Origin of the sequence: Micromonospora sp. NBC_01405 (assembly GCF_045040155.1) — a bacterium.
Taxonomy (GTDB): Bacteria; Actinomycetota; Actinomycetes; order Mycobacteriales; family Micromonosporaceae; genus Micromonospora.
On sequence record NZ_CP109532.1, the window covers coordinates 5418584 to 5444309 of the forward strand.

Here is a 25726-nt window from a genome sequence, read left to right on the forward strand (position 1 = left end):
GCGTCAGACGGTCGGCACCACCATCGGGGTGCCGGTCACCGGGTTCGCCATCACGATGCTCGGCAGGCCGAAGACCTCCTGCATGAGGGCCGCGTCCACCACGTCGGCCGGTGCGCCCTGCGCGACGACCCGGCCGTCCTTCATCGCCACGATGTGATCGGCGAAACGGCAGGCCTGGTTGATGTCGTGCAGGACCGCGACGATCGTCCTGCCCTCGTCGCGCAGCCGCGCGAAGAGCGCCAGCAACTCGTACTGGTGGGTGATGTCGAGGAACGTGGTGGGCTCGTCGAGCAGCAGGTAGGGCGTCTCCTGCGCCAGCACCATCGCGATCCAGACCCGTTGCCGTTGTCCTCCGGACAACTCCTCGACGGGCCGTTCGGCCAGGGCGGTGACGCCGGCCACCGCCATGGCCGACCGGACCGCCTCCTCGTCCGCGGCCGACCAGGTGGCGAGCAGGGACTGGTGCGGGTAACGGCCCCGGGCCACGAGCCGCCGGACGACGATGTTCTCCGGGGCGACCAGGCCCTGGGGCAGGAAACCCACCTGCCGCGCGAACCTCTTCGGGCGGTGGTCGGAGACGTCCCGGCCGTCGAGGCGGACCGTTCCCGACGACGGCGTGAGCAGTCGGACGAACGCCTTGAGCAACGTCGACTTCCCACACGCGTTCGGCCCCACGATGGCCGTGAACGCGCCGTCCGGCACGGCCAGGCTCACCCGCGTCGACACCACCCGCTCCCCGTAGCCGAGCGTGACGTCCTCCGCGGTCAGACGGCTACCCACTCCGTTTCACCTCCATGCCGAGCAACCAGATGAGATAGCAGCCGCCGATCGCCGTCGTGACCACGCCGACCGGCAGCGCGACCGGCGCCAACAGCAGTTGGGCGACGAGGTCGGCGGCCAGGAGCAGCACCGCGCCGGTCAGCGCCGCCGGGGCCAGGGGCACGCCGGCGGCCCGGGCGAGCCGCCGGCCGATCTGGGGCGCGGCGAGGGCGATGAACACGACCGGCCCGGCGACCGCGGTCACGGTGGCGGTGCAGCCCACGCCGGTAAGGACCATCAGCAGCCGGAGCCGGCCCAGGCGCACGCCGGTGGTGCGGGCGATCTCGTCGCCCAGTGCCGCCTGGTGCATGGCGTTCGAGAGCACGACGAGCAGCAGCACGAGCAGGGCGACGATGGCGAACGGCAGCCGCACCTCGGCCCAGTCGATGCCGTTGAGCGAGCCGGCGTTCCAGCCGGTCGCGGCGAGCGCCACATCGAGCTCGGCCCGCAGCACGATCCAGGAGTTCAGGGCGGTGAGCATCGCGTTGACGGCGATTCCGATGACGATCAGCCGGAGGCCGCTGAGCCCGGAGTCCAGCGACAGCAGGTAGATCACCGCCGCAGCCAGCAGCCCACCCGTCACCGAGCCCACCGCGAGCTGCCCGGCGGTGCCGTTCAGCATCGTGATCGCCACCAGGGCGCCGGTGTAGGCGCCCGCGTCGAGGCCGATGACGTCGGGGCTGCCCAGCGCGTTGCGGGTCAGGTTCTGGAAGATCGCTCCGGCGAGACCCAGGGAGGCGCCGAAGACCAGCGCCGCGGTCACCCGCGGCAACCGCCACTCCCTGATCACGAAACCCGACTCGCCGCCGCCGGAGGTCAGGGCGGTGAACACCTCCGCCGGGCTGGCCCAGGCCTGCCCGTAGCAGAGGGCCACCAGGGCGAGGACCGCCGCGACCGCGACGAGCCCTGACGACACGGCGACCGTACGCCGTTCGACCCGGACCACGACCGGCCCCGCCCGCAGCGTCACCGTGCTCACAGCGCCCCCGCACCATAGCGACGGACGGCCCAGATCAGCACCGGGCCGCCCAGGAACGCCGTGACGATCGCGACCGGGACCTCGCCGGTGGGCAGCAGGACCCGCGAGCCGATGTCGGCGACGAGCAGCAGGACCGGACCGAGCAGCATCGAGTACGCCATGATCCACGGAACCGAGTCGACGGCCAGCCGCCGGGCCAGGTGCGGAACCATGAGGCCGATGAACGCGATCGGCCCCGCGACGGCGGTGGCGACGCCGGTGAGCAGGGTGACGAGCACCAGGACGGTGATCCGGGTCCGCGTCACGTGGGCGCCGAGCGAGTGGGCGACGTGCTCGCCGAGGGCCAGGGCGTTCAGCGGCCCGGTCGCGGCCATCGCGGCGACCAGGGCGGCCACGGTCACCAGCACGGGCACGACCAACGGCGTCTGCTCGGTGCCGGCCAGCGCCCCCACCGACCAGAACCGGTACCGGTCGAAGACATCGGGGAAGGTCAGCCGCAGGCCGAGCGACACGCCCATCAGGACCCAGCTCAGGGCGACGCCGGCGAGGACCAACCGCAGCGGCGAGGTCCGTCCGACGGCGTAGACCACGACCGCGGCGAGGGCGGAGCCGGCGACCGCGAGCACGAGCTGTCCGGCCTGTGACCCGGCTACGCCCGCCAGGACACCAAGGTTGATCGCGAAGCCGGCCCCGGCGGTCACGCCGAGGATGCCCGGCTCGGCCAGCGGGTTGCGGGTCAGCGTCTGGATCAGCACGCCGGCCGCGCCGAGGGCGGCGCCGACGCAGACGCCGAGGATCGTGCGGGGCAGCCGGATGTCGCGTACGACGAGGTGGTCGGCGGTGCCGGCGAAGTCGGTGAGGGCCCGCCAGACCTCGGCCACCGCGACGGACCGGGCACCCACGGCCATGCTCGCGCCCGCCGCGACGACGAGCAGCGCGACGGACACGAGCAGGAGGGCCGTGCGGCGGGACGGATCAGTCTTCAAGCCCGGCAACTCCGCGTTTCCAGTATCCGGTGATCAGCGAGTCGATGTGCTCCCTGCTCCAGGCGCGCAGGGGCTTGACGTCGGTCGCCTCGCCGGCCGCGAAGAGGAAACTCCGCCCGGCGGGGAGGCGCAGCGACTGCACCGTCTCCGCCAGCGCCGAGCGGGCGCCCTCGCGGGCGAGCCAGGTCACCGCCACGCCGTCGCGCGGCGCCAGCGGGTAGCCCCGTTCCGCAACGTCGTCGATCTCGACCACGACGTGGGCCGACACGTCGGCGGGGGAGTGCTCCAGCCACCGGCCGACGGCCGGCAGGGCGGTGGTGTCGACCGCGAAGACGTAGTGGTCGTAGTGGTGCGGGAACGCCTTCGCCCCGGGTGGGCCGGCGATCGTGACCCCTTCGCCCACCGCCGCCGAGGCCGCCCACGTCGAGGCGACGCCGCCGTCGTGCAGCACGAAGTCCAGGTCGATCTCGCCGGCGGCGGCGTCGTACCGTCGCACCGTGTACTTGCGGGTGGTGGGCAGCGGGCGCGGCCAGTCGAGCATCCCGTCCGCGTTCGGGACGGGATCGCGACGGGTGCCGTCCGGGTCGGGGAAGACGATCTTGACGTGGTCGTCCGCCTGGTAGGTGTGGAAACCGGCGAGGGCCGGGCCGCCGAGGGTCAGTCGCAGCATCCGTGGGGTCAACTGCTGCCGGGTGAGGACCCGGACGTCACGTACCCCGATCGGATACCCGATCCGCGTGGTGCCGCTGCCCGTGTGGTGGTGGGCCGCGACCCGGGCAGCCGGGTCGCGGCGGTCGACGGTCATCGGTTGAGCAGTGGCGTGAACGCCTTGTCGATCGAGTCGAGGGCCTTCAGGGCCGACTCGTACGTCGCCGCCTCCGTGTACTGCAACGGGAAGACCCGGCCGGCCTTGACCGCCGGCAGGTTCTTCCACAACGCGGAGTCGATCACCTGCTTCACCGCCTCGGCCGGGGTGCCGTCGGGCTGGAGCGTGTACGTGATGGCGCCGGCCTCGCCGAGGCTCTCCGGCAGTTCCTCGAGCGAGGGATACTCGGTCACGTCGAGTCCGCCGCCGCCCTTCTTCTTGACCTCGCCGTAGTAGGTCACGCCGACGTCCTGCGCGATGTTGGTGCCCCACGACTTGGCGAACTCCCGGTGGAACGTGCCCTTGGAGATGTCCCCGTAGGCGCCCAGGTGCCCGAACTTCAGGCTGGCGAGCGCGGTGCCGTACTTGGCCTTCAGCTCTGCGGCCTTCTTCTCGTACGCGTCCTTGGCCGCCTCGAAGTGCTCGGTGCGTCCGGCGGCGTCGGCCTGGCGGCGGGACAGCTCGCGCCAGGCATCCGGAACCGTCGGGCCGATCGCCACGACGGGCGCGATGCTCTCGAGCCGCTTCAGGTCGATGTCGCCGAGGACGGGCTTCGGCACACCGATCACGATGAGGTCCGGCTTGGCGGCGGCGATGGCCTCGTAGTTGGTCTCGGCGGCCGACTCTCCCGCGACCTTGGGCAGCTGGTCGTAGGTGGCGCGGTCCTGCTCGGTCATCATCGCCAGGCCGCGCTTCCAGGTCGAGACTCCCACCAGGGCGGCGTCCGCCTCGATGAGGGCCGGCACCGCATAGCCGGTGGCGACCACGCGCTCGGGGGCGGTGGGGATCTTGATCTCGCCGTTGTCGGCGGTGAAGACGCGGGTTCCGGAGCCGCCGTCGGACTTGGGGGCGGGTTCGGAGCCGGATCCGCAACCGGTCACCACGGCGAGTGCCAGGGCTGCGGCGACGGCCGGACGCCAGTGCTGTCGTACGGACATCTACTGTTCCTTCGAGGGACTACAGGGGTGGCAGCCCCGCTGGGCTGCGAAGCTTAGGCTACCCTTACTTTCCCTTTCGGGATGTCGACGAGAGGTCAACCAATGTCGAGGAGAGGTCAGAGCGTGACAGTCGCGCCCCCACTCGCGGCGGATCCCGTCAGCTGCGAGGAGTTCGGCTACGGCCTCGGCCGGCCCGACGGGATCCTCGTCCTGAGATACCGCTCGGCGGCCCGGCTGGCGTTCGGCGAGAACCGGCAGGACTTCCTGCACCAGCTCTACTGGTCGCCGGACGGCGTGCTCTCCGCCCGGCACGACCGGAGCACCACCTTCATCGGCCCGGGCGAGGCCTTCTGGATCCAGCGGGCGGTGACCCACGAGGTGCACGCGGCGGACCGGCAGACCGTCTACCGGATCTGCCTGCGCGAGGTGCCCACCGCCCTCGACGGCCTCCGGGCCGGTGCCGTCCGCATCGACGTCGAAGCGGCGGAACTCGTCCTGACGATCGCCGACCGGGAGTACGACGAGCGCGGCGCGCCCGAGGCCCGCAGACGGATCATGGCCGGGCTCGACCCCCGTTCCCACCCGGCCGATGACGGGCAGGCCGGTGGCTCGGGCGTCGCCGTGACGGTCGCCACGGCGCTGGCGAACGACCCCGGCGACCCCACCCGCCTCGACGAGTGGGCCGAGCGGCTGCACGTCAGCGTCAAGACGCTGCAACGCGACTTCGCCCGCGAGTTCGGCATGTCGTACTCGCAGTGGCGGAGCAGGCTGCGGCTGCGCGCGTCGCTGACGCTGCTGCGTACCCGACCGGTCGGCGAGGTCGCCCGTCGCATCGGGTACGCCAGCCCGTCCGCCTTCATCTCCGCCTTCGTCCGCGAGTACGGCTGCACGCCGGGCCGCGCCGCGGCGATGATCCACGCCGGGGACGACGACGCCGCATCCCTGCTGCTGTCCCGTTCACCCCGATAGCGCAGACCCGGGCCCGTCCAGGTGAGCAGCGGAACCGTCGCCCCGGTCGGGAGCCGTCAGCTCGTGGTGGGGAAGCTCAGGCTGACCGCCGAGGGGGCTCCGCTGGGCCACCGGGTCGTGACCACCTTCCCCCGGGTGTAGAAGTTGACGCCCTCGGGGCCGTGCACGTGGGTGTCACCGAACAGGGAGTTCTTCCAGCCGCCGAACGAGTGGTAGGCCATCGGCACCGGGACTGGCACGTTGACGCCCACCATGCCGACGGTCACCGCACGGGCGAACCGGCGTGCCGCCGCCCCACTTCCGGTGAACAGCGCGACCCCGTTGCCGTACTCGCTCGCGTTGACGATGCGCACGGCATCGTCGAAGCTGTCGGCGCGTACGACGACCAGCACGGGTCCGAACACCTCGTCGCGGTACACCTCGGCGTCGGTGCTGACCGTGTCGAACAGGGTCGGGCCGACGAAGAAACCATCGCGGACGGGTGCCTCACGCCCGTCGACGACCAGGGGGACGCCTGCCTCGGCGGCCCGGGTGACGTACCCGGTGATCCTGTCGCGGGCCTCGGCGGTGATGACCGGTCCCATCTCGCTGCTCTCCGCGTCCCCAGGCCCGACGCGTACCCGGCGTGCCTGCTCGGTGAGCAGGGACACGAGCTCATCGGCGGCGGAGCCGACCGCGACCACGGCGGAGATCGCCATGCACCGTTGCCCGGCCGAGCCGTACGCCGCGGCGGTGATCTGCCTGGCGGCGTCGGCGAGATCGGCGTCGGGAAGCACGACGGCGTGGTTCTTGGCGCCACCGAGTGCCTGGACCCGCTTGCCCGAGGCGCTGGCCCGCTGGTGGACGTAGCGTGCGACCGGCGTGGAACCGACGAAGGACACCGCGGCGGTGTCGGGATGCTCGAGCAGCCGGTCGACGGCCTCCTTGTCCCCGTGAACCACGTTGAACACGCCGGCCGGCAGCCCGGCCTCGGCGTACAGCTCGGCGATCAGGTTCGACGGGGAGGGGTCACGCTCGCTGGGTTTGAGGACGAAGGAGTTGCCACAGGCGATGGCGATCGGGTGCATCCACAGCGGGACCATGATGGGGAAGTTGAATGGCGTGATACCGACGCACACGCCGAGCGACTGCCGGAACGTGTACGAGTCGACGCCGTTGGACACCTGGTCGGAGTAGCTGCCCTTGAGCAGCTGCGGGATGCCGCAGGCGAAGTCGATGACCTCCCGGCCACGGGTCACCTCTCCACGGGCGTCGTCGAGGACCTTGCCGTGCTCGGCGGTGATCATGCGGGCGAGGTCGTCGGTGTGCCTCTCGACCAGGTCGCGGAAGGCGAAGAGCACCTTCGTCCGGGCGGTCAGCGAGGTCTCCCGCCACGAGAGCCACGCCTGCGCCGCGGCGGCGACAGCCGTGTCGACCTCTGCGGAGCTGGCCAGCGGCACCGTGGCCTGCGGCTGGCCGGTGGCGGGATTCCAGACGGAGGCGGTGCGGCCCGACAGGGGTTGTGCCGGCTTGCCGTCGATCCAGTGCTCGATGCTGCGCATGGTGTTCCTTTCCTAACGGAGGCTGACCGGGGCCCGGGCCGGCGACACCACCCGGACGGATCCGTCAGAGGTTCAGGGTGAGGCCGGCAGTGGCGAGGAGGACGGGGCAGGAACTGTGCCGGGCGGCCTCGGCCAGCAGGTCGGCGACCCGATCCCGATGCCAGGGCCGGATGTGGGTGAGCACGAGGAGTTGGGCTTCCGCCCGGCGGGCGAGCCTGCCGGCGTCGCCGGCAGTCAGATGGTTCGGTACGGGCTCGTCGTCGAAGCCCGACGCCTCGGCCAGCACGACGGCGCATCCGTGGGCCAGGTCGTCCAGGGCGTCGCAGGGCGCGCTGTCGCCGGTGTAACACAGCTGGTCGTCGAGGCGGACAGCCCAGTTCTCCACCTGGTGCCGACCGACAGCGGTACGCACCCGGTACGGGCCGATGCGTTCGGGGGCGGGCCCGAAGGTGAGCTTCCGATGGTCGGGAAGCCGCTCCGCCAACCGGCTCTCGACGGCGGTCGGCCCGTACACCGGCAGCGACCCGGCCTCACCCGCGGCGGATCGGAGGTAGGCCAGTGCGGTGAGGTCGTCGCAGTGGTCTCCGTGCGCGTGGGTGACGAAGACGGCGTCGAGCGCGGTGACGGGGGCGTACCGCTGCAGCGGCCCCACCGCTCCGGTGCCCAGGTCGAGCAGGAGCCGCCAGCCGTCCTGCTCGACCAGGTAGCAGGAGCACGCCGCGTCCGGGCCGGGCGCGGAGCCCGAACAGCCGATCACGGTGAGCCTCATTCGGCGGCCGGGGCGGTGCCGATGGCGATGGCGACGACGTCGGCGACGGCGCCTTCGAGGCAGGTGCCCGCCACCGCGGCGGCAGCGGCCAGGACCTCCGGGTGGCCGTCGCCGACCGCCACGCCGAATCCGCTGGCCCGCAGCAGGGGCACGTCGTTGGGGTTGTCACCGACGGCCGCGACCTCGGCCAGGGCCACCTGCTCGTGCTCGGCGAGCCAGCGCAGCGCGACGCCCTTGTCCACGCCCGCGGGGAGCAGTTCCACGTAGGTGGCCTCGGACATCACGACGGTCACCTCGGGGGCGGCGCTGTGGGCGACCGCGGCGATGCGGTGCGCGGCGTCGGTGTCGGCGCACAGCAACATGACCTTGCTGATGCCGTCGATGTCGCGCCAGTCCTCGATGTGTTCGACGGTGACGCGGTCGCGGGCGGCATAGGTGTCGACCCAGGCCGGCCGGTACGTGGCGAGGGCCCGCTCACCGACGAACGCGACGGCGGCGACGTCGGGCGGAAGCGTCTCGACCAACGCGCGGACCGCCGTCCACGTCGCCTCGTCGAAACGGCTCGCGTGCAGCACTTCACCGGTGTGCAGGTTCGCGATGAGCGCGCCGTTGAGCAGGATCGCCGGCCCGGTGAGACCGAGTTCGTCGTAGTAGCGCCGACCCGAGGCGGCGCTGCGGCCGGTGGCGATGACGACCTGCCCGCCGGCGCTGCGGAACGCCTGTAGGGCTGCGCGGCTACGCGGGACCATCGCGAGGTCGCGGTCGACCAGTGTGCCGTCGAGGTCGGTGACGATCCAGCGGTACCGCAGGGCGGTATCCGGGCCCAGGCGGGTGTCGGAGCTGGTCATGTCAGCGGCACCGGCCGGTGAGTGTCGGCGAACGCCTCGAGCGCGGTCGATCCGACCGGGTCGAGCGTGCCGACGGTGGCGAAGTAGCCGCGCTCGCGCCATGCCGCCTGGTCCGTCTCGACGTCGTTCGGGCGCAGCCCGAGGTAGCTGCCGCCGGCGGCGGTCACCAGCAGCGAGCCGGCCGCGACATCCCAGCTGCTGACACCGATACCGAGTGCCGCATCCGCCCAGCCGGTCGCGACATGCGCCAGGCTCAGCGCGGCGCTGCCGATGCGACGCAGCGTCTGGTACTCGAGGATGAGGTCGGTCTGCCGTCGCACCGCCCGGTCGGGAGCGGCTCTGATCTCGCGTGCGCTCGGGTAGCTGGTCAGCAGCAGCGCCTGCTGCTCGCTGGCGGCGCCGACGCTGGCCAGCGGCCGTCCGTTGTGCCAGGCCCCGGCGAGCGTGGCGGTGTACAGGTCGTCGCGTAGCGGGTCGTAGATCGCTCCGGCGACGACCCGCCCGTCGACCACCGCACCGATCGAGGTGCAGAAGAAGGGGAGCCCGTGGGCGAAGTTCGCCGTGCCGTCGATCGGGTCGACGTGCCATTCGACGCGACCCTCGCCGACCGCGCCGCCTTCCTCGCCGACGATGCGGCTGTCCGGCTCGGCGGAGAGCACTATTTCGCGGATCCGCGCCTCGGCAGCCTTGTCGTGCACGGTCACGGGGTCGTGCCGATCGCGCTTGTAGTCGACCTCGGGTCGGGACCGGAACGCCCCGCGGAGCATGTCACCGACTGCGGTGGCGGCCTCGGCGGCCACCTCCGCCAGCTGGGCGGAGCGGGTCACGTCGATCGTGGTCATGTGGGCCTCTCGTCGGTGAGGGTGAGCAGCCGCAGCAGTTCGGCTGGGTCGTCGACGACCGCGTCGGGCGTCTGGGCGACGACGAACGGCAGGTCGTGGGTGGAGCGGGCAGTCATCAGGACGGTCACTCCGACCCCGGCCCGGCGGCCGCAGACGACATCGCGGTCGAAGTTGTCGCCGACGTACCACGCGTCACTGGGCGCGACCGCGAGCGCGCGGCACGCCAGGCGGATCATTTCCGGATTGGGTTTGCGGATGCCGAGCTCGTCGCTGTACAGCTGCAGCGCCAGGTCCTTGTCGAGGCCGGCCCGGGCGAGCCAGTCCCGGTGCACGATGCCCGACATCGCGTTGCTGACGATCGCCACCGGGATGTCCCGTTCCCGCGCGCCCCGGAGCAGATCCTCGATGCCGTTGCGGGCGACACGCGTCGAGCGCAGCTCACCCTGGCGTCGGCACAGGAGCCACGCCTGGCTGGTCACCAACGCGCGCGCCTGATCGGGCCAGTCGGCGGCGACGAACTCCGACCAGAACACCCGCCAGGTCAGCTCGGCCGGTGCGGACAGTCGCGACATCGCGTTCTTCCACGCGGAGTCGGCGGCGGCGGCGGCCCGGACGTCGCGGACCACGTCGTCGATGGTCAGCTCGGTGCAGCCGGCCGAGCCGAGCATCGCGACGACCTCGGTGGCGAGGTCGGTGACCCAGGTGTCCCGGCGTGCGGTCTGCACGACGACGCCACCGAAGTCCAGCAGCAGCGCGCGGGGCCGCGGCAGCCGTGCGGCGATCACCGGCCGGACCCGGAGGTGACGGCCGGTCCGGCGGCGGGACGCTGTCCGGTCCGCTGTTCGCGCAGGAACTGGTCCCAGCCGGTCATCCGGCGGCCGTCGGCATCGAAGACGTGCAGGTCGGCCGCGGCGGCCCAGAGGGTCACCTCGGCGCCCGGCGTCGTCTCGATCTTCCGGTAGGACTGGACGTACAGCGGTTCGCCGTGGCACCGCAGCTGCACGGTCCAGGCCGAGCCGGTGGGCAGGACCGTGTCGACCACGGCCGGCGCCCGCCAGACGCCGTCGGGAACATCGGCGTCGGCGTACGCGATGTTGAGTGCCTCGGGCCGGACACCGCCCGTTCCGTCGGTGGGCGGGCGGCCGACCCGGGTGGCCACGTAGTCCGCCACGGTGGCGCCGGGACCGGCCACGTCGGCCGACCCGAACGGCATGGTGTTCATCGGTGGGCTGCCGACGAACTCAGCCACGAACACGCTCGCCGGCCGCTCGTAGACCTCCATCGGCGTGCCGGTCTGCTCCACGACTCCCTCGTTCATGACGGTGACGTGGGTGGCCATCGTCATCGCCTCCAACTGGTCGTGGGTGACCAGGACGACGGTGGCGTGCGAGCGCTGGTGGATTCTCTTGATCTCGGCGCGCATCTCGAGGCGGAGCCTCGCGTCGAGGTTCGACAGCGGCTCGTCGAGCAGCATGACCTCCGGGTCGACCGCGAGCATCCGGGCCAGTGCGACCCGCTGCTGCTGGCCGCCGGAGAGCTGCGAGGGGTAGCGGGCAGCGTATTCGGCGATGTGCAGCATCTCCATGGCCTCGGCGGCGCGCTGTGCCCGTTGCGCCGTGGGTGTCTTCCGCATCATCAGCCCGAACTCGACGTTGCGGGTGACCGTCATGTGCGGCCACAGCGCGTAGCTCTGGAACACCAGCCCCATGCCCCGCTTCTCGGGTGGCACGAAGAGGCCCTGACCCACGGAGTCCAGCAGCCGTGAGCCGACCCGGATATCGCCCCGGGTGGGCTGCTCGAGGCCGGCGATCATCCGCAGGGTCGTGGTCTTGCCACAGCCGGACGGGCCGAGCAGGCACATGAAGCCGCCGTCGGGGATGGTCAGGTGCAGGTCACGCACCGCGTACTGGCCGGCGACGTAGCTCTTGTCGACGCCGATGAGTTCGATGTTCGGCATGTTCAGCCTCCCAGGCCCGTGGCGAGGTTGCTTCTGGTGGCCCGCTGGGCCAGGTAGGTGACGGTGAACGAGAGCGCGGCGATGATGAGTACCGCCGCGTTGGCCTGCTGCCGATATCCGAAGTCGACCAGGTTGATCGACAGGGTGGTCAACAGGGGCGTGCTCGCGGTCGTGAGCATGATGACGATCGACAGCTCTTTGAGCCCGGAGATGAACGGCAGCAACACACCGGTGGTCAGCGCGCCCTTCTGGATGGGCAGCACGATCCGGCGCAGCCGGGTGAGCCAGCCGGCGCCGGCCACCTGGGCCGCCTCCTCCGGTTCGCGGCCCAGTTGCATCATGGCGGAGATGCCGGACCGCGACGAGTACGGCAGGTGGGTGATCGCCATCACCACGACCAGCAGGAGGGTCGTGCCGTAGAGCGCCGGGATCGGACCGCGCGGGACGGCGAACAGCGTCAGGTAGGCGGCGGCGAAGGCGATGCCCGGCACCAGGTAGGGCAGGAACGAGACCTGGCGCAGGGTGCCCGACAGCCGGCGGCTGGGCGAGCGGGCCACCACGTACCCGACCATCAGCCCGACGAGGCCGCAGACCAGGGCCGCCATGCCGACGATGCGCAGGCTGTTCCACATCGCCTCGTAGAGGTCATCGCTGCGCAGCAGGCCGTGCGGGAAACCGACCGCCTCCGGGATCGACTTGGCGGTCCAGAACTTCAGCGTGAAGTTGTCGGCCCGGAACACGCCTGGCGCGTAGGTCACCGTGGACAACGCGAGGGTCGCGAGCGGCACCACGACGCTGGTGACGAAGACGGCCATGGCGAGGCCGTAGGCGGGCCACCGCCAGCGGCGCAGGTCGGTGGCCCGGTCCATGCTGCCCTTGCCGCCGATGGTGACGAACCGGCGTTGTTCACGAACCAGGCGCATGTCGATGAGCACGACGAGCACCCCGAGCAGGACGATGACGGCGGCGATGACGGCGGCCACGCCGGGGGCCCGGGTGTGGATGCTGCGGTACAGGCTGGTCGACAACATCGCGTAGTCGGTGGGCAGGCCGAGGATGTACGGGGTGCCGAAGGTGCCCAGGACCCGGCCGAGGACGAGGAGCACGGCGGAGGAGAGCGAGGGCAGCAGCAGCGGCAGGACCACGTGGCGCATCCCCTGGCTCCGGTTGGCGCCGAGCACCCGCGCGGACTCCTCCAACTGCGAGTCGATGCGCCGCAGCGCGTTGCCGAACAGCAGGAACACGAACGGGTAGTAGTGCAGGCCGAGGGTGACGATGATCGGCACGGCGCCGTACGCGAGCCAGTCGGGGGTCTGGACACCCCAGGTCTCCAGGAAGCCCGGGGTCCCGCCGGACCGGCCGTTCTTGAACAGGGTCAGCCAGGCCAGGGCGAACGTCCATGACGGCAGCATGTACGGCACGACGAGGGCGCCGGCGAGGAACTTGCGGCCGGGCACGTTGGTTCGGGTCACCAGCCACGCCATCGAACCGCCGAGCACCACGGCGAACACGACCACGCCGAGCCCGACGACCACGGTGTGTGACAACGGCTCCCAGAACAGGCTTGCGCTGATCGGTGACCGGAACACCCGCCACAGGTAGTAGCCCGTGAGCGATCCGGCCGGCGCCCCGGCCCGACTGTCGTCGCCGAACTGCACGCGTGCCGCATCCGACACGATTGCCACCAGAGGCGCGATGACCAGGTAACCGAAGATGAGCACGAGGGCAATGCCGATGAGGGTGGTCGGTTCGGCGAGCAGGACTCGTGCCCGGTACCGTATCCGGCCCCAACGGCTGGCCGGCGTCTGCGTGGACGGCGGCGGCGCTGGCGGTGCCGGACGGTCGATGACTGCCATCTTGAGTGTCTTGTCCCTTCAAGCAGAGCCATGGTGCCCACCGATCGTGATGACTCGGTGGGCACCCGCCGGATCAGTTGTGCTGCACGCGCCAGAAGTCCTGGACGGGTTGGGTGTTCTGGTAGTCGTCGAGCAGGCCCTTGGGGTCCATGGCGAACAACTGCGTACCCCAGTCGGTGAGGCCCTTCGGGTTGCCGTCGCTGGGCGGCACGGCGGTGCTGCCCGAGACGCCGCCTTCCTCCATCTCGTGCTTGATGCCTTCCTGCGTCATGACGAAGTGGACGAACAGCTTGGCGGCGTTGGGGTGCTTCGTCCCGGTGGCGATCGCGACGTACTTGGAGTAGGAGAACCCGACCCAGGGGCTCAGGCCCTCACAGACGGCCATGTTGTAGCCCTTGCCCTCGACGTCGCGGAACTTCGCGATCGACACCAGGCCGATGCGACCCTCGGTCTGCTGCGGCGCGGCGACGGCGGCGGCGATGTTCTCGTCCTCGCTGTTGATGATCGGCTTGTTCTTCGCCAGCTTCTTGACCCACTCCCAGCCGGCGTTCTTCTCGGTCGTCTGCAGGGCCTTGCCGGTGTGCCGCTGGTAGGCGTCGGCGAGCGGTGCGGCGCCGTGGCCGGCGCTCTGGCTGAGCCACTGCACGATGGTCGCCTTGCCCAGCGGATCCTGTAGCAGCACCTTGCCGCGCCAGCTGTCCTCGGTGAGTTCCCAGACGTTCTTCACCGGGCAGCCGTTCGGGTAGATCTTCGGGTTGTACACCCAGACGTTGGCCTTCGACAGCACCAACAGTGGGTTGCGGTTGGTCTCCGGGATGTCCTTGATCAGATCCGGCGGCAACCACGTGTATACGACCTGGCGGGGCAGCAGCTCGCCGGCCAGCAACGGGCCGTCGGAGAAGAGGGTGAGGTCGACGGCGACGTTGCCGGCCTCCTTCTCCCGGACGAGCTTCTCGGCGGTCTTCTGGGTGTCGGACTTCACCCCCTCAGCCTTGATGCCGTACTTGGCGGTGAACGCCTCGGCGACCTTCTTGATGTCGCCGGTCGAGTCGTAGACGAGGACGCTGCCCTCCGTCTTCGCCGCCGCGACGAGGGCGTCGAGGTCGAAGGAGGCGTCGACGGAGGCGGACGGGAGCGCACCCGGCTGTTCGGTTCCGCTGGACGGGGCACATGCGGCGGCTGCGACGAGCGCGGCGATGCCGACTGCGGCAGCGGCAAGGCGACGGGTGGGACGGATCGGGATCGTTATATGGCGGCTGTCCACGTGCGCGAACCTCCTCGGTGGCGGAGCATGCGGGTGAGAGCCTTCTCGTCCGTCGGATGTGGTGAAGAAGCATCACATCCGCGGAGTGTCCTGAGCGTAATACGGAGGCAATGTTTGTCAAGACATATGTACATCAGCCCTTCAGACGATTCGCTTCAGCATCGCGTCGGCCAGCGCGTCGCAGCACTCGGCCAGCCGAAGGCCGACGACGTCGATGCGACGCAGCAGCTCACGCTGCCGCAGCATCTCGGAGGTCACGTCCCCGGCCAGCAGCCGCCCGAGCGCCTCCTGGTACACGCGACGCACGACACCGGCCCGCTTCCGTACGGCCAGGACGAGGTCGGCGACGTCGGTCGGATGGTCGACCAGCTGCTGAAGGGCGCGGCGCAGCAGCGCGAGCCCTTCCCGAACGGCGATGAGCGCCGGCACGGCAGCGTCCACGGTGGGCGCACCGAAGAGGTCGTTCTCCCGTACGAAGTCGCGTAGGTTGTCCAGCACGTCGTCGATCGACCGGGAAAGCCGGAACAGGTCCTCGCGGTCGATCGGCGTGGTGAGCGAGGCGGCGAGCTCGATGACGAGTTGCCGCCGGTGGTCGTCGCCGGCGTGTTCGATGTCGCCCATCCGGGCCCGGCCCGTGGCCGACGGCACGGCCCTGGTGACCACGTCGACGGCCAGGTCCACCGCCTCCTGGTTCTGCTCGAGCTGGCGCAGCAGGATGCCGACGACCCGATGGTGGGAGCGGCCGGCGAGGTCGTCCACGATCCGCCAGACCCGGCGCAGCCGACGGCCGGTCACCGGAGCCCTCGCACGGCCAGCCCGGCCACCGCCGCCATGCCGAAGCTGGCCGGCAGGGTCACCAGCCACGAGACCAGGATCGGCACGGCGTACTGCCAGCGCACCCGGCGTGCGCCCTGGCTGGCGCCGACGCCGACCAGGCCGGCCGCCACGGACTGGGTCATGCTGACCGGCACACCCAGCCCGGCCGTGCCGAACACCGCCGCGGACGAGGCGATCTCGGCCGAGACGATCTGCCACGGACGTGGCGGGGACAGTCTGAACGTGGCGCCGCGCGACATCCGCCGCAGGCTCGTCAGCGCCCCCGCGGCGAACAGCGCCGCCACGGCGGACAACACCGGCAGCGACAGTTCGGCCGAGCCGTGGACGGCGGCGACGGCGACCGCGGCGACCGCGAACATCTTCTGCCCGTCGTTGGCCGCGTAGGCCAGACACTGGCAGCCGAACGCGCCGACGTGCGCCAGCCGGACCGTGGCCGAGGCCCGACCGGTGGTCGGGACCCGCTGGGCCAGCACGCCGAGCAGATAGCCCAGCAGCCCACCGACGAGGGGCGCGGCCGCGCCGATGCCGAGCATCGTCGCAAGAGTGCTCCACGACGGCATGAGCCCGAGCCCGAGTCCGGCGCCCGCCAACCCACCGATGATCGCCAGGGTCACGCTCGTCGGTACGCCCCGCCACGTCAGCACCAGGACCAGTGCGACCGCTGCCGCCACGCCGATCACGACGATCGGCTGCCCGCCGCGATCGCCGGAGGCGACCAGCCGGCCGGTGAACGCGTGCGCCACCTCCAGTCCGAAGAGTCGGGGGCCGGCGACGATGGCGGCGAGAAGGAGTCCGAGCATGGCGATGCCGGCGACCTCGCGGTGGCGTAGGGCGAGGGCGAGCAACGCTCCGCCGTCGTTGGCGCCGCAGACGAAGACGAACACGGCGGCGAGCACGGACAGCACGACGCTCACAGACCTGACCAGTGGCCGCGTTGCGTCGCCTTGCGGTCCACGTACCGCTGTCTGGCCGGCGGGCCGTCCGGCGTGGTCGACACCGCGGCCACCGGGACGTCCCACCACGTGTCGTTGGCCGGGCTCCCCGGCCCGCCGAGCTCGGTACGGACGTGCACAACGGTGGTGGTGGCGGCGGCGCGCGCCTTCACCAGTGCCGCGCGGACCTCGTCGAGGGTGTCCGCGGTCAGGACGTCGGCGCCCAGGCTTGCCGCGTTCGCGGCCAGGTCGACCGGCAGCGGCTGTCCGTCGAAGCGGCCGGAGGCTGGGTCGCGGTATCGGTAGACGGTGCCGAACCGGGCACCACCCACCTGCTCGGACAGCGCCCCGATGGAGGCGTAACCGCCGTTGTCGACCAGGACCACCACCAGCTTGAGTCCCTCCGCCACGGCGGTGACCAACTCCTGCGCCATCATCAGGTAGGAGCCGTCCCCGACGAGGACGAAGACCTCGGCGTCCGGCTGGGCCAGCTTCACACCCAGGCCACCGGCGATCTCGTAGCCCATGCAGGAGTAGCCGTACTCGACGTGATATTGCCGAGGACTCGCCGGCCGCCACAGCTTGTGCAGGTCGCCGGGCATGGAACCGGCCGCGCAGACGACCACGTCGGCCGGGTGGGCGGCGTCGTTCACCGCGCCGATGAGCTGGCTCTGGGTGAGGGGGCCGGGCCCAGGGCGGCGGGCCTCGTCGACGGCGTCGTCCCACCGGCGGGTCAGGGTCACGGCCAGCTTCCTGCGCTCCTCGGTCACCTGCCAGCGCGGCAGCGCCGCGTCGAGTGCCCGCAGCCCCTCCCGCGCGTCCGCGACCAGGCTGACCGCGCCGAGCTTCGCCGCGTCGAAGGCAGCCACGTTCAGGTTGACGAACCGCACCGACGGCTCGGCGAACAACGACCGCGAAGCGGTGGTGAAGTCCGCGTAGCGGGTGCCGATGCCCAGCACCACGTCGGCCTCGGCGGCGAGGGCGTTGGCGGCGGTGGACCCGGTCACGCCGATCGGGCCGACCGCGCACGGATGGTCGTGGGGGAGCGCGCCGCGGCCGGCCTGGGTCTCGGCCACGGGGATGCCGGTGCGTCGGGCGAAGGAGGCGAGCTCGTCATTGGCGTCGCTGTAGGTCACGCCGCCGCCGGCGACGATGAGCGGGCGGCGTGCCGCGCGCAGGGCCTGTGCCGCTCGGGCCAGCGCGGCCGGCTCGGGCACCGGGCGCGGCACGTACCAGGTCCGCTCGGTGAACAGCTCGTCCGGCCAGTCGTACGCCTCGGCCTGCACGTCCTGCGGCATGGCCAGCGTGACCGCTCCGGTTTCGGCCGGGTCGGTGAGCACCCGCATCGCGGCGAGCAGCGCCGCCGGCAACTGTTCGGGGCGGTTGATGCGGTCCCAGAACCGCGACACCGGCCGCAGCGTGTCGTTCACCGACACGTCGTAGGAGCGGGAGTCCTCCAACTCCTGAAGGACCGGATTCGCCACCCGGGTGGCGAAGATGTCCCCGGGCAGCAGCAGGACCGGCAACCGGTTGACGGTGGCCAGGGCGGCACCCGTGACGAGGTTGGTGGCGCCCGGCCCGATCGAGGTGGTGCAGGCGAACGTCGACATCCGGGCGGTCATCCGTGCGTAGGCGACCGCGGTGTGGACCATCGCCTGCTCGTTGCGGCACTGGTAGTAGGTCATCCCCGGGTCGCCGTCCAGCTCGGCCTGCCGCAGCGCCTGGCCGAGCCCGGCGACGTTGCCGTGGCCGAAGATTCCGAAACAGCCGGCGATCAGCCTGTGCCGTCGCCCGTCACGCTCGCTGTACTGGTTGGCGAGGAAGCGGATGGTCGCCTGCGCCACGGTGAGTTTCATGCGCCGGTCCTCCCCAGATAGGTCGTCATCGGTACGCGTGGGTCGACCGGCTGGCCGGACCAGGAGCTACGGATCCACCCGTGGGCGGGGTCGTCGGCGCAGGCCATCGACCGCTCGGCGGCCGGGCCGGCCAGGACGTTCAGGTAGTAGAGGTCGTAGCCGGGGGCGGCCATCGACGGCCCGTGGTAGCCGTTCGGCACCAGGACGACGTCGCCGGCACCGACCTCGGCCAGCACGTTGGTGCTGCCGTACACCCGCTGGTAGGCAAGGCCGCGCGTCTCGAAGTAGTAGATCTCCTCGAGAACCGCCTCGCCGGGAGTCTCGGTGTCGTGTTTGTGTGGCGGGTACGACGACCAGTTCCCGCCCGGGGTGAGCAGTTCGACGGCGACGAGCCTGTCGCAGTCGAAGGCGTCCGGGGCGCAGAAGTTGTTCACCTGGCGGGTCGCCGTCCCTGCCCCACGCACCTCCACCGGCACCTGATCGGCCGGGCCGTAACGCGGGGGCAGCCGGCGTCCGGCCCGCGCCGACGGCAGCGCGAACCGCCCACCGGTCTTGCTGGACACCTCCACCCGTGCCCCGATCGGCAGGTAGCAGAAGTCGCTGACCCGGTCGAAGACGCCCGTTCGGCCGACGAGCTCGAACCGCGTCCCGTCGCAGTCGACCAGTGCCGAACCGGTCAGCGGCAGCACCAGCATCTCGTCGTCACCAGTGGTGAAGACGCGCGTCTGACCGGGCTCCAGGTCCAACACCCGCAGCCCGCAGTAGGTCCAACCGGCCACTTCCGGTGTCACCTGGACCGTCCACCCAGGTGTCGTTGTGGCGCCCCGGGAAATGTGCACCGCGTTCACCGCCTTCACAGCAGGGCGGTGGCCGCGTCGACGGCGGCCGCCACATCGTCGTCGGCCGGGTAGAGCAGCGCGCGTCCGGCCACCAGTCCGCGCACGCCGGGCAGTTCCAGCGCCTTCTGCCAACCGGCGTAGGCCTGCTCGGGCGGCGCCTCACCGCCGAGCAGCAGCACGGGCAGCGTGGTGGCGTCGAGGACCCGGTCCATCTCCTCGACGACCGGGATCTTCAACCAGGTGTACGCCGAGGTCGCGCCGAGCGCCTGACCGATGCTGATCGCCCGGATGAGCGCCTCGGGGCGCTGGTCGAGCTGCGTCCGGCCGTCGACCCGGCTCACCGGCAGCGGCTCGACCATCGCCATCAGGCCGCGCCCGGCCAGCGCCGTCACCGCACGGCCGCACGCCTCCAGGGTGTTGACCGTGCCGGGGTCGTCGAGGTCGATGCGGCACAGCATCTTGCCGCCGTCGAAGTTCATCGCGGCGATCGTCTCGGCGTCGTAGCCGGTGAACCGGTCGTCCAGCTCGAACGCCGAGCCGGTGATGCCGCCCCGGTTCATCGATCCGATGACGAGCTTGTCGTGCAGGACGCCGAGGAGCATGAGGTCCTCGACGATGTCGGCGGTGGCGAGCACACCGTGCACGCCGGGTCGGGCAAGCGCTACGCAGAGCCGGTCGAGCAGATCGGCCCGGCTGGCCATCGCGTCGGCCCGGCCCCGGACCCCGATCGTGCCGCGGGCCGGGTGGTCCGCGGCGATGATCATCAACCGCTGGTCGCCCCAGTCGGACAGCCGCTGCCGGGCCTGTGCGGACTCCGCGACCACCGCGGGCCGGCTGGCGCGGCGCCGGACCAGGTCACCGATCTGGGCACTGGCATCAGACATCCGGGTTCTCCCCGAGCAGGGCCGACACCTCGTCGGCGGTGGGCATGGCAGCGGAGCAGGCCAGCCGGGAGGCGACGATGGCGCCCGCCGTGCTGGCGTACCGCAGGGTGTGACGCAGCGGCCAGCCGGCGAGCATGCCGTGGCAGAGCGCGCCGCCGAACGCGTCGCCGGCGCCCAGGCCGTTGACCACCTCGACCGGAGTGGGTGGCACCCGTACCCGCTGGCCGTCGGCCGTGCAGCCGAGCACTCCCTCCGGTCCGAGCTTCACCACGGCCAGGGCGACACCGAAGTCGAGCAGCGCCTGCGCGGCCCGCTCCGGATCATCTTCACCGGTGGCAACGGCGCACTCCTCACGGTTGCCGACCGCTACGCTCACCGCGCCACTGGCGAGCGCGGCCCGGTAGTGCCCGGTGGCTTCCGCGGCCGAGGACCAGAACATCGGCCGATAGTCCAGGTCCAGCACGGTCGGTCCACGGCGATGGGCGAGCACCGCGTGCAGCGCGGCGCGGCTGGGCTCGGCACACAGGCCGGTGCCGGTGAGCCAGACGATCCGCGCCGCGCCGAGCGCGTCCAGGTCCAACTCCTGCGCGGCGATCTCCAGATCAGGAGCCTTGGGTTCCCGGTAGAAGTACAGCGGGAAGTTGTCGGGCGGGAAGATCTCACAGAAGGTGATCGGGGTTTTGAGGAGCGGCACCGACCGGACGAACCGGTCGTCGACCCCGTATTCCTTGAGCGCGGCCCGCACGAATTCGCCGAACGGGTCGTCTCCGGTGCGCGTCACCACCGCGGCGTGCCGTCCCAGTCGGGCGGCGGCGACCGCGACGTTGGTCGGCGACCCGCCGAGGAACCGACCGAAGGTGTCCACCTCCGACAGCGGGACACCGGAACGCAGCGGGTAGAGGTCGACGCCGCACCTACCGACGGTGATGAGGTCGAAGCCGGTCACGACGGCAGCCCCCGCAGATAGGCCAGGCAGGCGGCAACCTCGGTGACCGGTCCGGCCCCGGCCGGCGGTTCCCGGTCCAGGACGAGGTCCTGCTCCAGTACGTACCAGCCGGCGTAACCGGCCTCCTCCAGCGAGGCGACGATGGCGGCGATGTCCACGTCACCCTGGCCGAGCGGGCGGTAGAGGCCCTGCGCGACCGCGTCGCGGTAGCTCACCGCACCGGCGCGGACCCGCTGGGCCTGCCCCGCGTCGACGTCCTTGAGGTGCACGTGTCTCACCCGCTCCGCGGCCCGGCCGGCCAGCCGCACCGGATCGCCGCCGCCGGCCAGCACATGGCCGGTGTCCAGGCAGAGCCCGATGCCGGAGCCGTCGAGCAGCCGCTCGATCTCCTCCGGCCCTTCGATCATGGTGCCGACGTGCGGGTGCAGCGTGGCGGTCACGCCGGCGTCGGCGGCCACCCGATCCAGCAGGTCAAGGTTCGACAGCAGGGTCCGCCAGCCGTCGGCGTCGAGCTCCGGGCGGGAGTCGTATCCGTCGAGACCGGTCGCCGCGGCGAGGACGAGGACACCGGCCTCCGCCGCCCGGAACTGCTGCAGGGCGGCGGCGACCTCTGACACCGGATCCCGGGTCGATCCATGTAGCACCACCGGCAGGAACCCACCGACGGCCCGCAGTCCGTGCCGTCGCAGTGTCTCCTGGCGGGCCGCGCCGTCTGCGGGCAGGAACCCGTCCGGGCCGAACTCGCTGGCCGTCAACCCGAGGGCCGCCATCTCCGCCAACACCCGGTCGACGTCCAGCTGGTGGCCCCAGCCGGGCACCTCACACACGCCCCAGGAGATGGGCGCGCCCGCCAGCCGCCGCGTCATGCCAGCACCGCCGAGCGCTCGAGCCCGTTCGCGGAGCCGCTGGCGCGGATCTCCTCGACCCGCACGGGCCGGCGCTCACGCCGCGAGCGGTCGGCGGCCTCGGCGATGTAGAGCGCCTCGAGCGCCTCGGAAACCGTGCACGCGCTGCTACGCCGACCGGCCACATAATCGAGGAACGCGTTCATCTCCGCGGTGTAGGACGCGCCGAAGCGCTGCCAGAAGTCCGGCCACGGCTCACCGCTGGGATAGCTGACGCCCGGTTCGGCCGAGCGCAGCGGCGCCCGGTCGTCAAGACCGACGACGAAGGTCGACTCGGTGCCGGCGAGTTCGGCGCGCACGTCGTAACCGCCGCCGTTGTACCGCGAGCCCTGCAGGGTCGCCAGGGTGCCGTCGGCGAACGTCAGAATGGCTACGGAGGTGTCGATGTCGTTCGCCTCGGCGAAGAAGCTGGCACCCCGGTTCGCGCCGGTGGCGTAGACCTCGACGACCTCCTGGCCGGTCAGCCAGCGGGCGATGTCGAAGTCATGGATGTGGCAGTCGCGGAAGATCCCGCCGGACAGGGGGATGTACTCGGCCGGCGGAGGCGCCGGATCGGCGGTGAGCAGATGCAGCCGGTGCAGGGTGCCGACCACGCCGCTGCGCAGCGCCTCCCTGGCCGCCCGGTAACCCGCGTCGAAGCGGCGCTGGAACCCCACCTGCACCCGGCCGTCGGCCGCCGCCACCCGCTGGGCGATCTCGACCGTGCGGGCCAGATCGGCCGCGACCGGCTTCTCGCAGAACACGGTCAGCCCGGCGTCGACCCCGCGCTCGATCAGGTCGGCGTGCGTGGCCGTGGGCGTGGCGATGACGATGCCGTCGAGGGGCGTGGCGAACACCTCGTCGATCGGACCGGCAGCGCGTACGCCAAGGCGCTCGGCCACGTCACGAGCGCGCTCGGGCATGACATCGCCGAGCACGAGCTCGGTCACCTCGGGGTGACTCGCGAGCAACTGGGCGTGTGTCGCACCGATGCGTCCGACGCCGAGCAGTCCAATGCGCATGAACGAATACCTCCCACGTGTTGAACACCGGTGGCGGCAGGCGCCAGCACGATGCATGCCATGATTCGTAGTCCCCGTCACACACCGAAGTCAAGACTTTGTCAGGACATTCTGATGTCTGCTAACTTGTTGGTGTCAGCATCAGCGTCTGCGACGAAGCGTGAGGAACCATTGACCAATTCCCTGTCGATCACGCTCGACCGGACGAGTCCGGTCCCGTTGTACTTCCAGGTCGCCCAGCAGATAGAGGCGATGATCGACGCCGGCACCCTGCCCGCCGGCCACCGGCTGGACAACGAGATCCAGCTCGCCGACCAGATGGGTCTGTCCCGCCCGACGATGCGGCAGGCCATCCAGCACCTCGTCGACAAGGGGCTGCTGGTGCGCAAGCGCGGGGTCGGCACGCAGGTCGTGCACAGCATGGTGAAACGGTCGGTGGAGCTGTCGAGTCTCTACGACGACCTGGCGATGGCCAGCAAGCGGCCCACCACCACCGTGCTCAACATGGCTCGTGTTCCGGCCGAGGACGACGTCGCCTTCGCCCTGCGAGTCCCACCGGGCACCGAGGTGGTGCACCTGCGGCGGCTGCGGTGCGCGCAGGGCGAACCCCTGGCGATCATGCACAACTGGCTGCCGGACGGGCTGACCGACCTCACCGTCGAACGGCTGGAGCAGCGTGGCCTCTACGAGATGCTGCGCGCCGCCGCCATTCACATGCGGGTCGCCAACCAGCGCATCGGCGCGCGCGCCGCGACCCTCGCGGAGGCCAAGCTGCTGCACGAACGGCGTGGCGCACCACTGCTGACGATGAGCCGCACGACGTACGACGACAACGGCCGTGCCGTCGAATACGGCTCGCATGTCTATCGCGCGACGCTGTACACCTTCGAGATCGCACTCGTCGAGCGCTGATCGTGACGCACGCACCGTCGCCCGGCCCCGCGATGCGGGACCGGGCGACGGTTTGTTCAGCTCCGGGGACCCCAGCCTGTCGGGTCGACAGCCAGATCGAGATCCTCGGCGATGTCATCCCACTCGACGAACTTGAAGTTCGTCGTGGTGCGCGGCTCGCCATTGCCGTCGAGCACCTCAGGGCCGTCGAAGCCGTCCTGGACGACGAACAGACCCTCGTCGAATCTGTCACCGAGCGGCACGTTCATCACCATCGCCCCGTCGCACTCTTCCGAGCCGTCCGGGTGGGTGGGGTCGGAGTGCGGCCCGACCCGGAACGAGCCGAGGAAGGTGTTGGCGCCGGAGCGCTGGTACACCACGAAGGTGTTGTCGCCCTGACTCGACGCCAACAGGTAGCCCTTGCCGTTGGCCCGGTAGTAGATGGTCAGGCCCTCGACGTCGGCCGTGATGTGCGTGCCACCGTAGCCGGGATCGGGGCCGGACTGGTAGCACTCCTCGGTCACCGGGTCGTAGGCGAGCGGAAGGCCGTACTCCTTCACCTTGTCCATCAGGACCGGCGTCCCGGTCAGGGTCGCCGAGACCTTCCAGATGCCGACGTCCTCCTGGCCGGCGTAGAGCACACCGCTGGTGGCGTCGACCACCATGCCCTCGACCTGCGGCAGGTCGCCAGGGTCGTCGCACGGCGTCCAGGTGCTGCCGTTGGGCAGCGCGAAGCTCTGCGGCAGGGTGAGGCTGCGCACCTTGTGGTAGGTGACGGTCCCGGTGGGGGTGACGGTGAGCTCCAGCAGCGCCACGGTGGTCTCGTGCCGCTGGCTCGCCAGCGCGTAGATGCGCCCGGTCGCGCGGTCCTTCCACGTCGCCAGCCCGTAGGCCGTGCGCCCGTCGTTGACCTCCCCGGCGTTCGCGGCGAACACCAGCGGAGCCGCCGCGCTCGTCACATCGGTGAGCGCCGTGCTGCCACCGGCCGGGTTGATCCGGTAGATCCGCAGCGTGTCACGGCCACGGTCGGTCGTCACGGCGAGGTCGACAGTGGCGCCACCGACCCGGACCCCGTAGAGCAGGTCCACGTTGTTGAACCGGCCGGGCTCGTCGTCCGGCCCCGGTGCCGCCGGCGCCGCGATGCTCTGCACCAGCCCACCGGACAGGTTGTAGACCCGCAGGCCGCCTTCCTTGGCGGTCCCCACCACCAGGCTCTTGGCCGAGTTGGTCGGATGCACCCAGATCGCGGGATCGTCGGCATTGGCGTCGCCGCCTGCGGTGTCGTCGAACAGTGTGGGCGTCTCGACTTCCGCCTTGACGGTCGGAACGGCCATGGCGGCGGCCGGCGTCGAGGTCGACGCCACGACAACTACCGCTGTCAGGCAGAACGAGGCCGCCGTCAGCAGACGGCGGTCGGGTTTGAAGCGCATTGTGCCTCCCGGATGTGGGACGGGGATGGGGGAGAGCCTTGCGATCACGGACGTTACAACAGTATGTCCTTACAAACAATAGTCACGACATATTGGCGTGAGTGATGCCGGCGGCAGCTTGCCCATCTGCCCCGCATGCTGGTGAAACGACGACGGGTCGACGGTCGCCGGGTGGGTTCCTGGGCCCGGGGCGCAGTCGGAGCGCGGCCGGGGCAGGGAAGAAAGGCGGTTGGGGTGAGCGATCCGAGGTGACCTCCACCGCGAGGCGACGATGGTGAGCCGTCGCGCCTCGTCGGCTTGCGCACCTTCGGGTGGCTGCTTCAGCGCCGGCGTCGGGTACGTGACCACGAGACGCTGCCCGGGCGGTCACGGGAGGCATCCACTGCGCCGGTACCACGCACGACGGGTCGGCGTTGTCCATGCTCTGAAGGCGGACAGGACGGATCGGCCGTGGCGGTTCCGCTCGATCAGGTGATTGAGATTGCCCGGGACCTGGAGTGTTTCGTTGTCTCACCGGACCGGATCTGTCCACCCGGACGCGGATGGCGGGGTGGCCCGGGGGGTCCTCAGCA

24 protein-coding genes are annotated in these 25726 nt (G+C 71.1%); 2 read left to right on the forward strand and 22 right to left on the reverse strand.

What is annotated here, in order from left to right; genetic code table 11:
- Positions 1–3 precede the first annotated feature (3 nt).
- From OG559_RS23505 to OG559_RS23525, 5 genes are read right to left on the reverse strand one after another with little or no spacing between them, the layout of a single operon-like run.
- The gene (locus OG559_RS23505; protein ID WP_396673670.1) at positions 4–780 is read right to left on the reverse strand and encodes an ABC transporter ATP-binding protein; all 777 of its coding nucleotides are present in this window, start codon (positions 778–780) and stop codon (positions 4–6) included.
- On the reverse strand, positions 773–1798 hold the full coding sequence (locus OG559_RS23510; protein ID WP_405107035.1) for a FecCD family ABC transporter permease: 1026 nt from the start codon (positions 1796–1798) through the stop codon (positions 773–775). Before OG559_RS23510 ends, OG559_RS23505 begins: the two co-directional genes overlap by 8 nt.
- Entirely contained in the window at positions 1795–2784 is a 990-nt protein-coding gene (locus tag OG559_RS23515; RefSeq protein ID WP_405107038.1) for a FecCD family ABC transporter permease, read from the reverse strand. Before OG559_RS23515 ends, OG559_RS23510 begins: the two co-directional genes overlap by 4 nt.
- Positions 2774–3589 (reverse strand): siderophore-interacting protein, encoded by an 816-nt coding sequence (locus tag OG559_RS23520; RefSeq protein WP_405107041.1) that lies wholly within the window; start codon positions 3587–3589, stop codon positions 2774–2776. Before OG559_RS23520 ends, OG559_RS23515 begins: the two co-directional genes overlap by 11 nt.
- The gene (locus OG559_RS23525) at positions 3586–4587 is read right to left on the reverse strand and encodes an ABC transporter substrate-binding protein (RefSeq protein WP_405107044.1); all 1002 of its coding nucleotides are present in this window, start codon (positions 4585–4587) and stop codon (positions 3586–3588) included. The genes OG559_RS23520 and OG559_RS23525 overlap by 4 nt, the downstream gene beginning before the upstream one ends.
- Positions 4588–4710: 123 nt before the next feature.
- Here OG559_RS23525 and OG559_RS23530 point away from each other — a divergent pair, with 123 nt between their 5' ends.
- Entirely contained in the window at positions 4711–5556 is an 846-nt protein-coding gene (locus OG559_RS23530) for a helix-turn-helix transcriptional regulator (RefSeq protein WP_405107047.1), read from the forward strand.
- Between the two features lie 56 nt (positions 5557–5612).
- Here the strand turns inward: OG559_RS23530 and OG559_RS23535 are convergent, their stop codons facing one another.
- The 16 genes from OG559_RS23535 to OG559_RS23610 form a co-directional block, all read right to left on the reverse strand.
- On the reverse strand, positions 5613–7097 hold the full coding sequence (locus OG559_RS23535) for a CoA-acylating methylmalonate-semialdehyde dehydrogenase (protein ID WP_405107050.1): 1485 nt from the start codon (positions 7095–7097) through the stop codon (positions 5613–5615).
- Positions 7098–7161: 64 nt separating this feature from the next.
- Entirely contained in the window at positions 7162–7854 is a 693-nt protein-coding gene (locus OG559_RS23540) for an MBL fold metallo-hydrolase (RefSeq protein ID WP_405107053.1), read from the reverse strand.
- 8 nt (positions 7855–7862) lie between these two features.
- Complete coding sequence (locus OG559_RS23545) at positions 7863–8714, reverse strand: Cof-type HAD-IIB family hydrolase (protein WP_405107056.1); 852 nt, start codon at positions 8712–8714, stop codon at positions 7863–7865.
- Positions 8711–9556, reverse strand: a complete 846-nt coding sequence (locus tag OG559_RS23550; protein ID WP_405107059.1) for an inositol monophosphatase family protein — start codon at positions 9554–9556, stop codon at positions 8711–8713. Before OG559_RS23550 ends, OG559_RS23545 begins: the two co-directional genes overlap by 4 nt.
- Complete coding sequence (locus tag OG559_RS23555) at positions 9553–10341, reverse strand: HAD family hydrolase (RefSeq protein ID WP_405107062.1); 789 nt, start codon at positions 10339–10341, stop codon at positions 9553–9555. Before OG559_RS23555 ends, OG559_RS23550 begins: the two co-directional genes overlap by 4 nt.
- A complete protein-coding gene (locus OG559_RS23560) occupies positions 10338–11513 on the reverse strand; it encodes an ABC transporter ATP-binding protein (protein ID WP_405107065.1) in 1176 nt (391 codons plus the stop codon). Before OG559_RS23560 ends, OG559_RS23555 begins: the two co-directional genes overlap by 4 nt.
- A 2-nt stretch (positions 11514–11515) precedes the next feature.
- On the reverse strand, positions 11516–13369 hold the full coding sequence (locus OG559_RS23565; RefSeq protein WP_405107067.1) for an ABC transporter permease: 1854 nt from the start codon (positions 13367–13369) through the stop codon (positions 11516–11518).
- A 73-nt stretch (positions 13370–13442) separates the two neighbouring features.
- A complete protein-coding gene (locus tag OG559_RS23570; RefSeq protein ID WP_405107070.1) occupies positions 13443–14633 on the reverse strand; it encodes an ABC transporter substrate-binding protein in 1191 nt (396 codons plus the stop codon).
- Between the two features lie 141 nt (positions 14634–14774).
- Complete coding sequence (locus tag OG559_RS23575) at positions 14775–15428, reverse strand: DUF47 domain-containing protein (RefSeq protein WP_405107073.1); 654 nt, start codon at positions 15426–15428, stop codon at positions 14775–14777.
- Positions 15425–16384, reverse strand: coding sequence for an inorganic phosphate transporter (locus OG559_RS23580; RefSeq protein WP_405107075.1), 960 nt, complete (start codon positions 16382–16384; stop codon positions 15425–15427). Before OG559_RS23580 ends, OG559_RS23575 begins: the two co-directional genes overlap by 4 nt.
- Positions 16381–18258 (reverse strand): 3D-(3,5/4)-trihydroxycyclohexane-1,2-dione acylhydrolase (decyclizing), encoded by a 1878-nt coding sequence (gene iolD, locus OG559_RS23585; protein ID WP_405107078.1) that lies wholly within the window; start codon positions 18256–18258, stop codon positions 16381–16383. The genes OG559_RS23580 and iolD overlap by 4 nt, the downstream gene beginning before the upstream one ends.
- Positions 18255–19115, reverse strand: coding sequence for a 5-deoxy-glucuronate isomerase (iolB, locus tag OG559_RS23590; protein ID WP_405107081.1), 861 nt, complete (start codon positions 19113–19115; stop codon positions 18255–18257). Before iolB ends, iolD begins: the two co-directional genes overlap by 4 nt.
- Entirely contained in the window at positions 19112–19981 is an 870-nt protein-coding gene (locus OG559_RS23595; RefSeq protein WP_405107084.1) for an aldolase, read from the reverse strand. The genes iolB and OG559_RS23595 overlap by 4 nt, the downstream gene beginning before the upstream one ends.
- Positions 19974–20927 carry a 5-dehydro-2-deoxygluconokinase gene (iolC, locus tag OG559_RS23600; protein WP_405107087.1) on the reverse strand — a complete coding sequence of 318 codons (954 nt, stop codon included), beginning with the start codon at positions 20925–20927 and terminating at the stop codon, positions 19974–19976. Before iolC ends, OG559_RS23595 begins: the two co-directional genes overlap by 8 nt.
- Entirely contained in the window at positions 20924–21793 is an 870-nt protein-coding gene (locus OG559_RS23605; protein ID WP_405107090.1) for a TIM barrel protein, read from the reverse strand. The genes iolC and OG559_RS23605 overlap by 4 nt, the downstream gene beginning before the upstream one ends.
- On the reverse strand, positions 21790–22833 hold the full coding sequence (locus OG559_RS23610; RefSeq protein ID WP_405107093.1) for a Gfo/Idh/MocA family oxidoreductase: 1044 nt from the start codon (positions 22831–22833) through the stop codon (positions 21790–21792). The genes OG559_RS23605 and OG559_RS23610 overlap by 4 nt, the downstream gene beginning before the upstream one ends.
- Positions 22834–23004: 171 nt before the next feature.
- Here OG559_RS23610 and OG559_RS23615 point away from each other — a divergent pair, with 171 nt between their 5' ends.
- A complete protein-coding gene (locus OG559_RS23615; protein WP_405107096.1) occupies positions 23005–23745 on the forward strand; it encodes a GntR family transcriptional regulator in 741 nt (246 codons plus the stop codon).
- Positions 23746–23801: 56 nt separating this feature from the next.
- Here the strand turns inward: OG559_RS23615 and OG559_RS23620 are convergent, their stop codons facing one another.
- Positions 23802–25154: a phytase gene (locus OG559_RS23620; protein WP_405107099.1), complete on the reverse strand. Its 1353-nt coding sequence runs from the start codon at positions 25152–25154 to the stop codon at positions 23802–23804.
- Between the last annotated feature and the right edge of the window lie 572 nt (positions 25155–25726).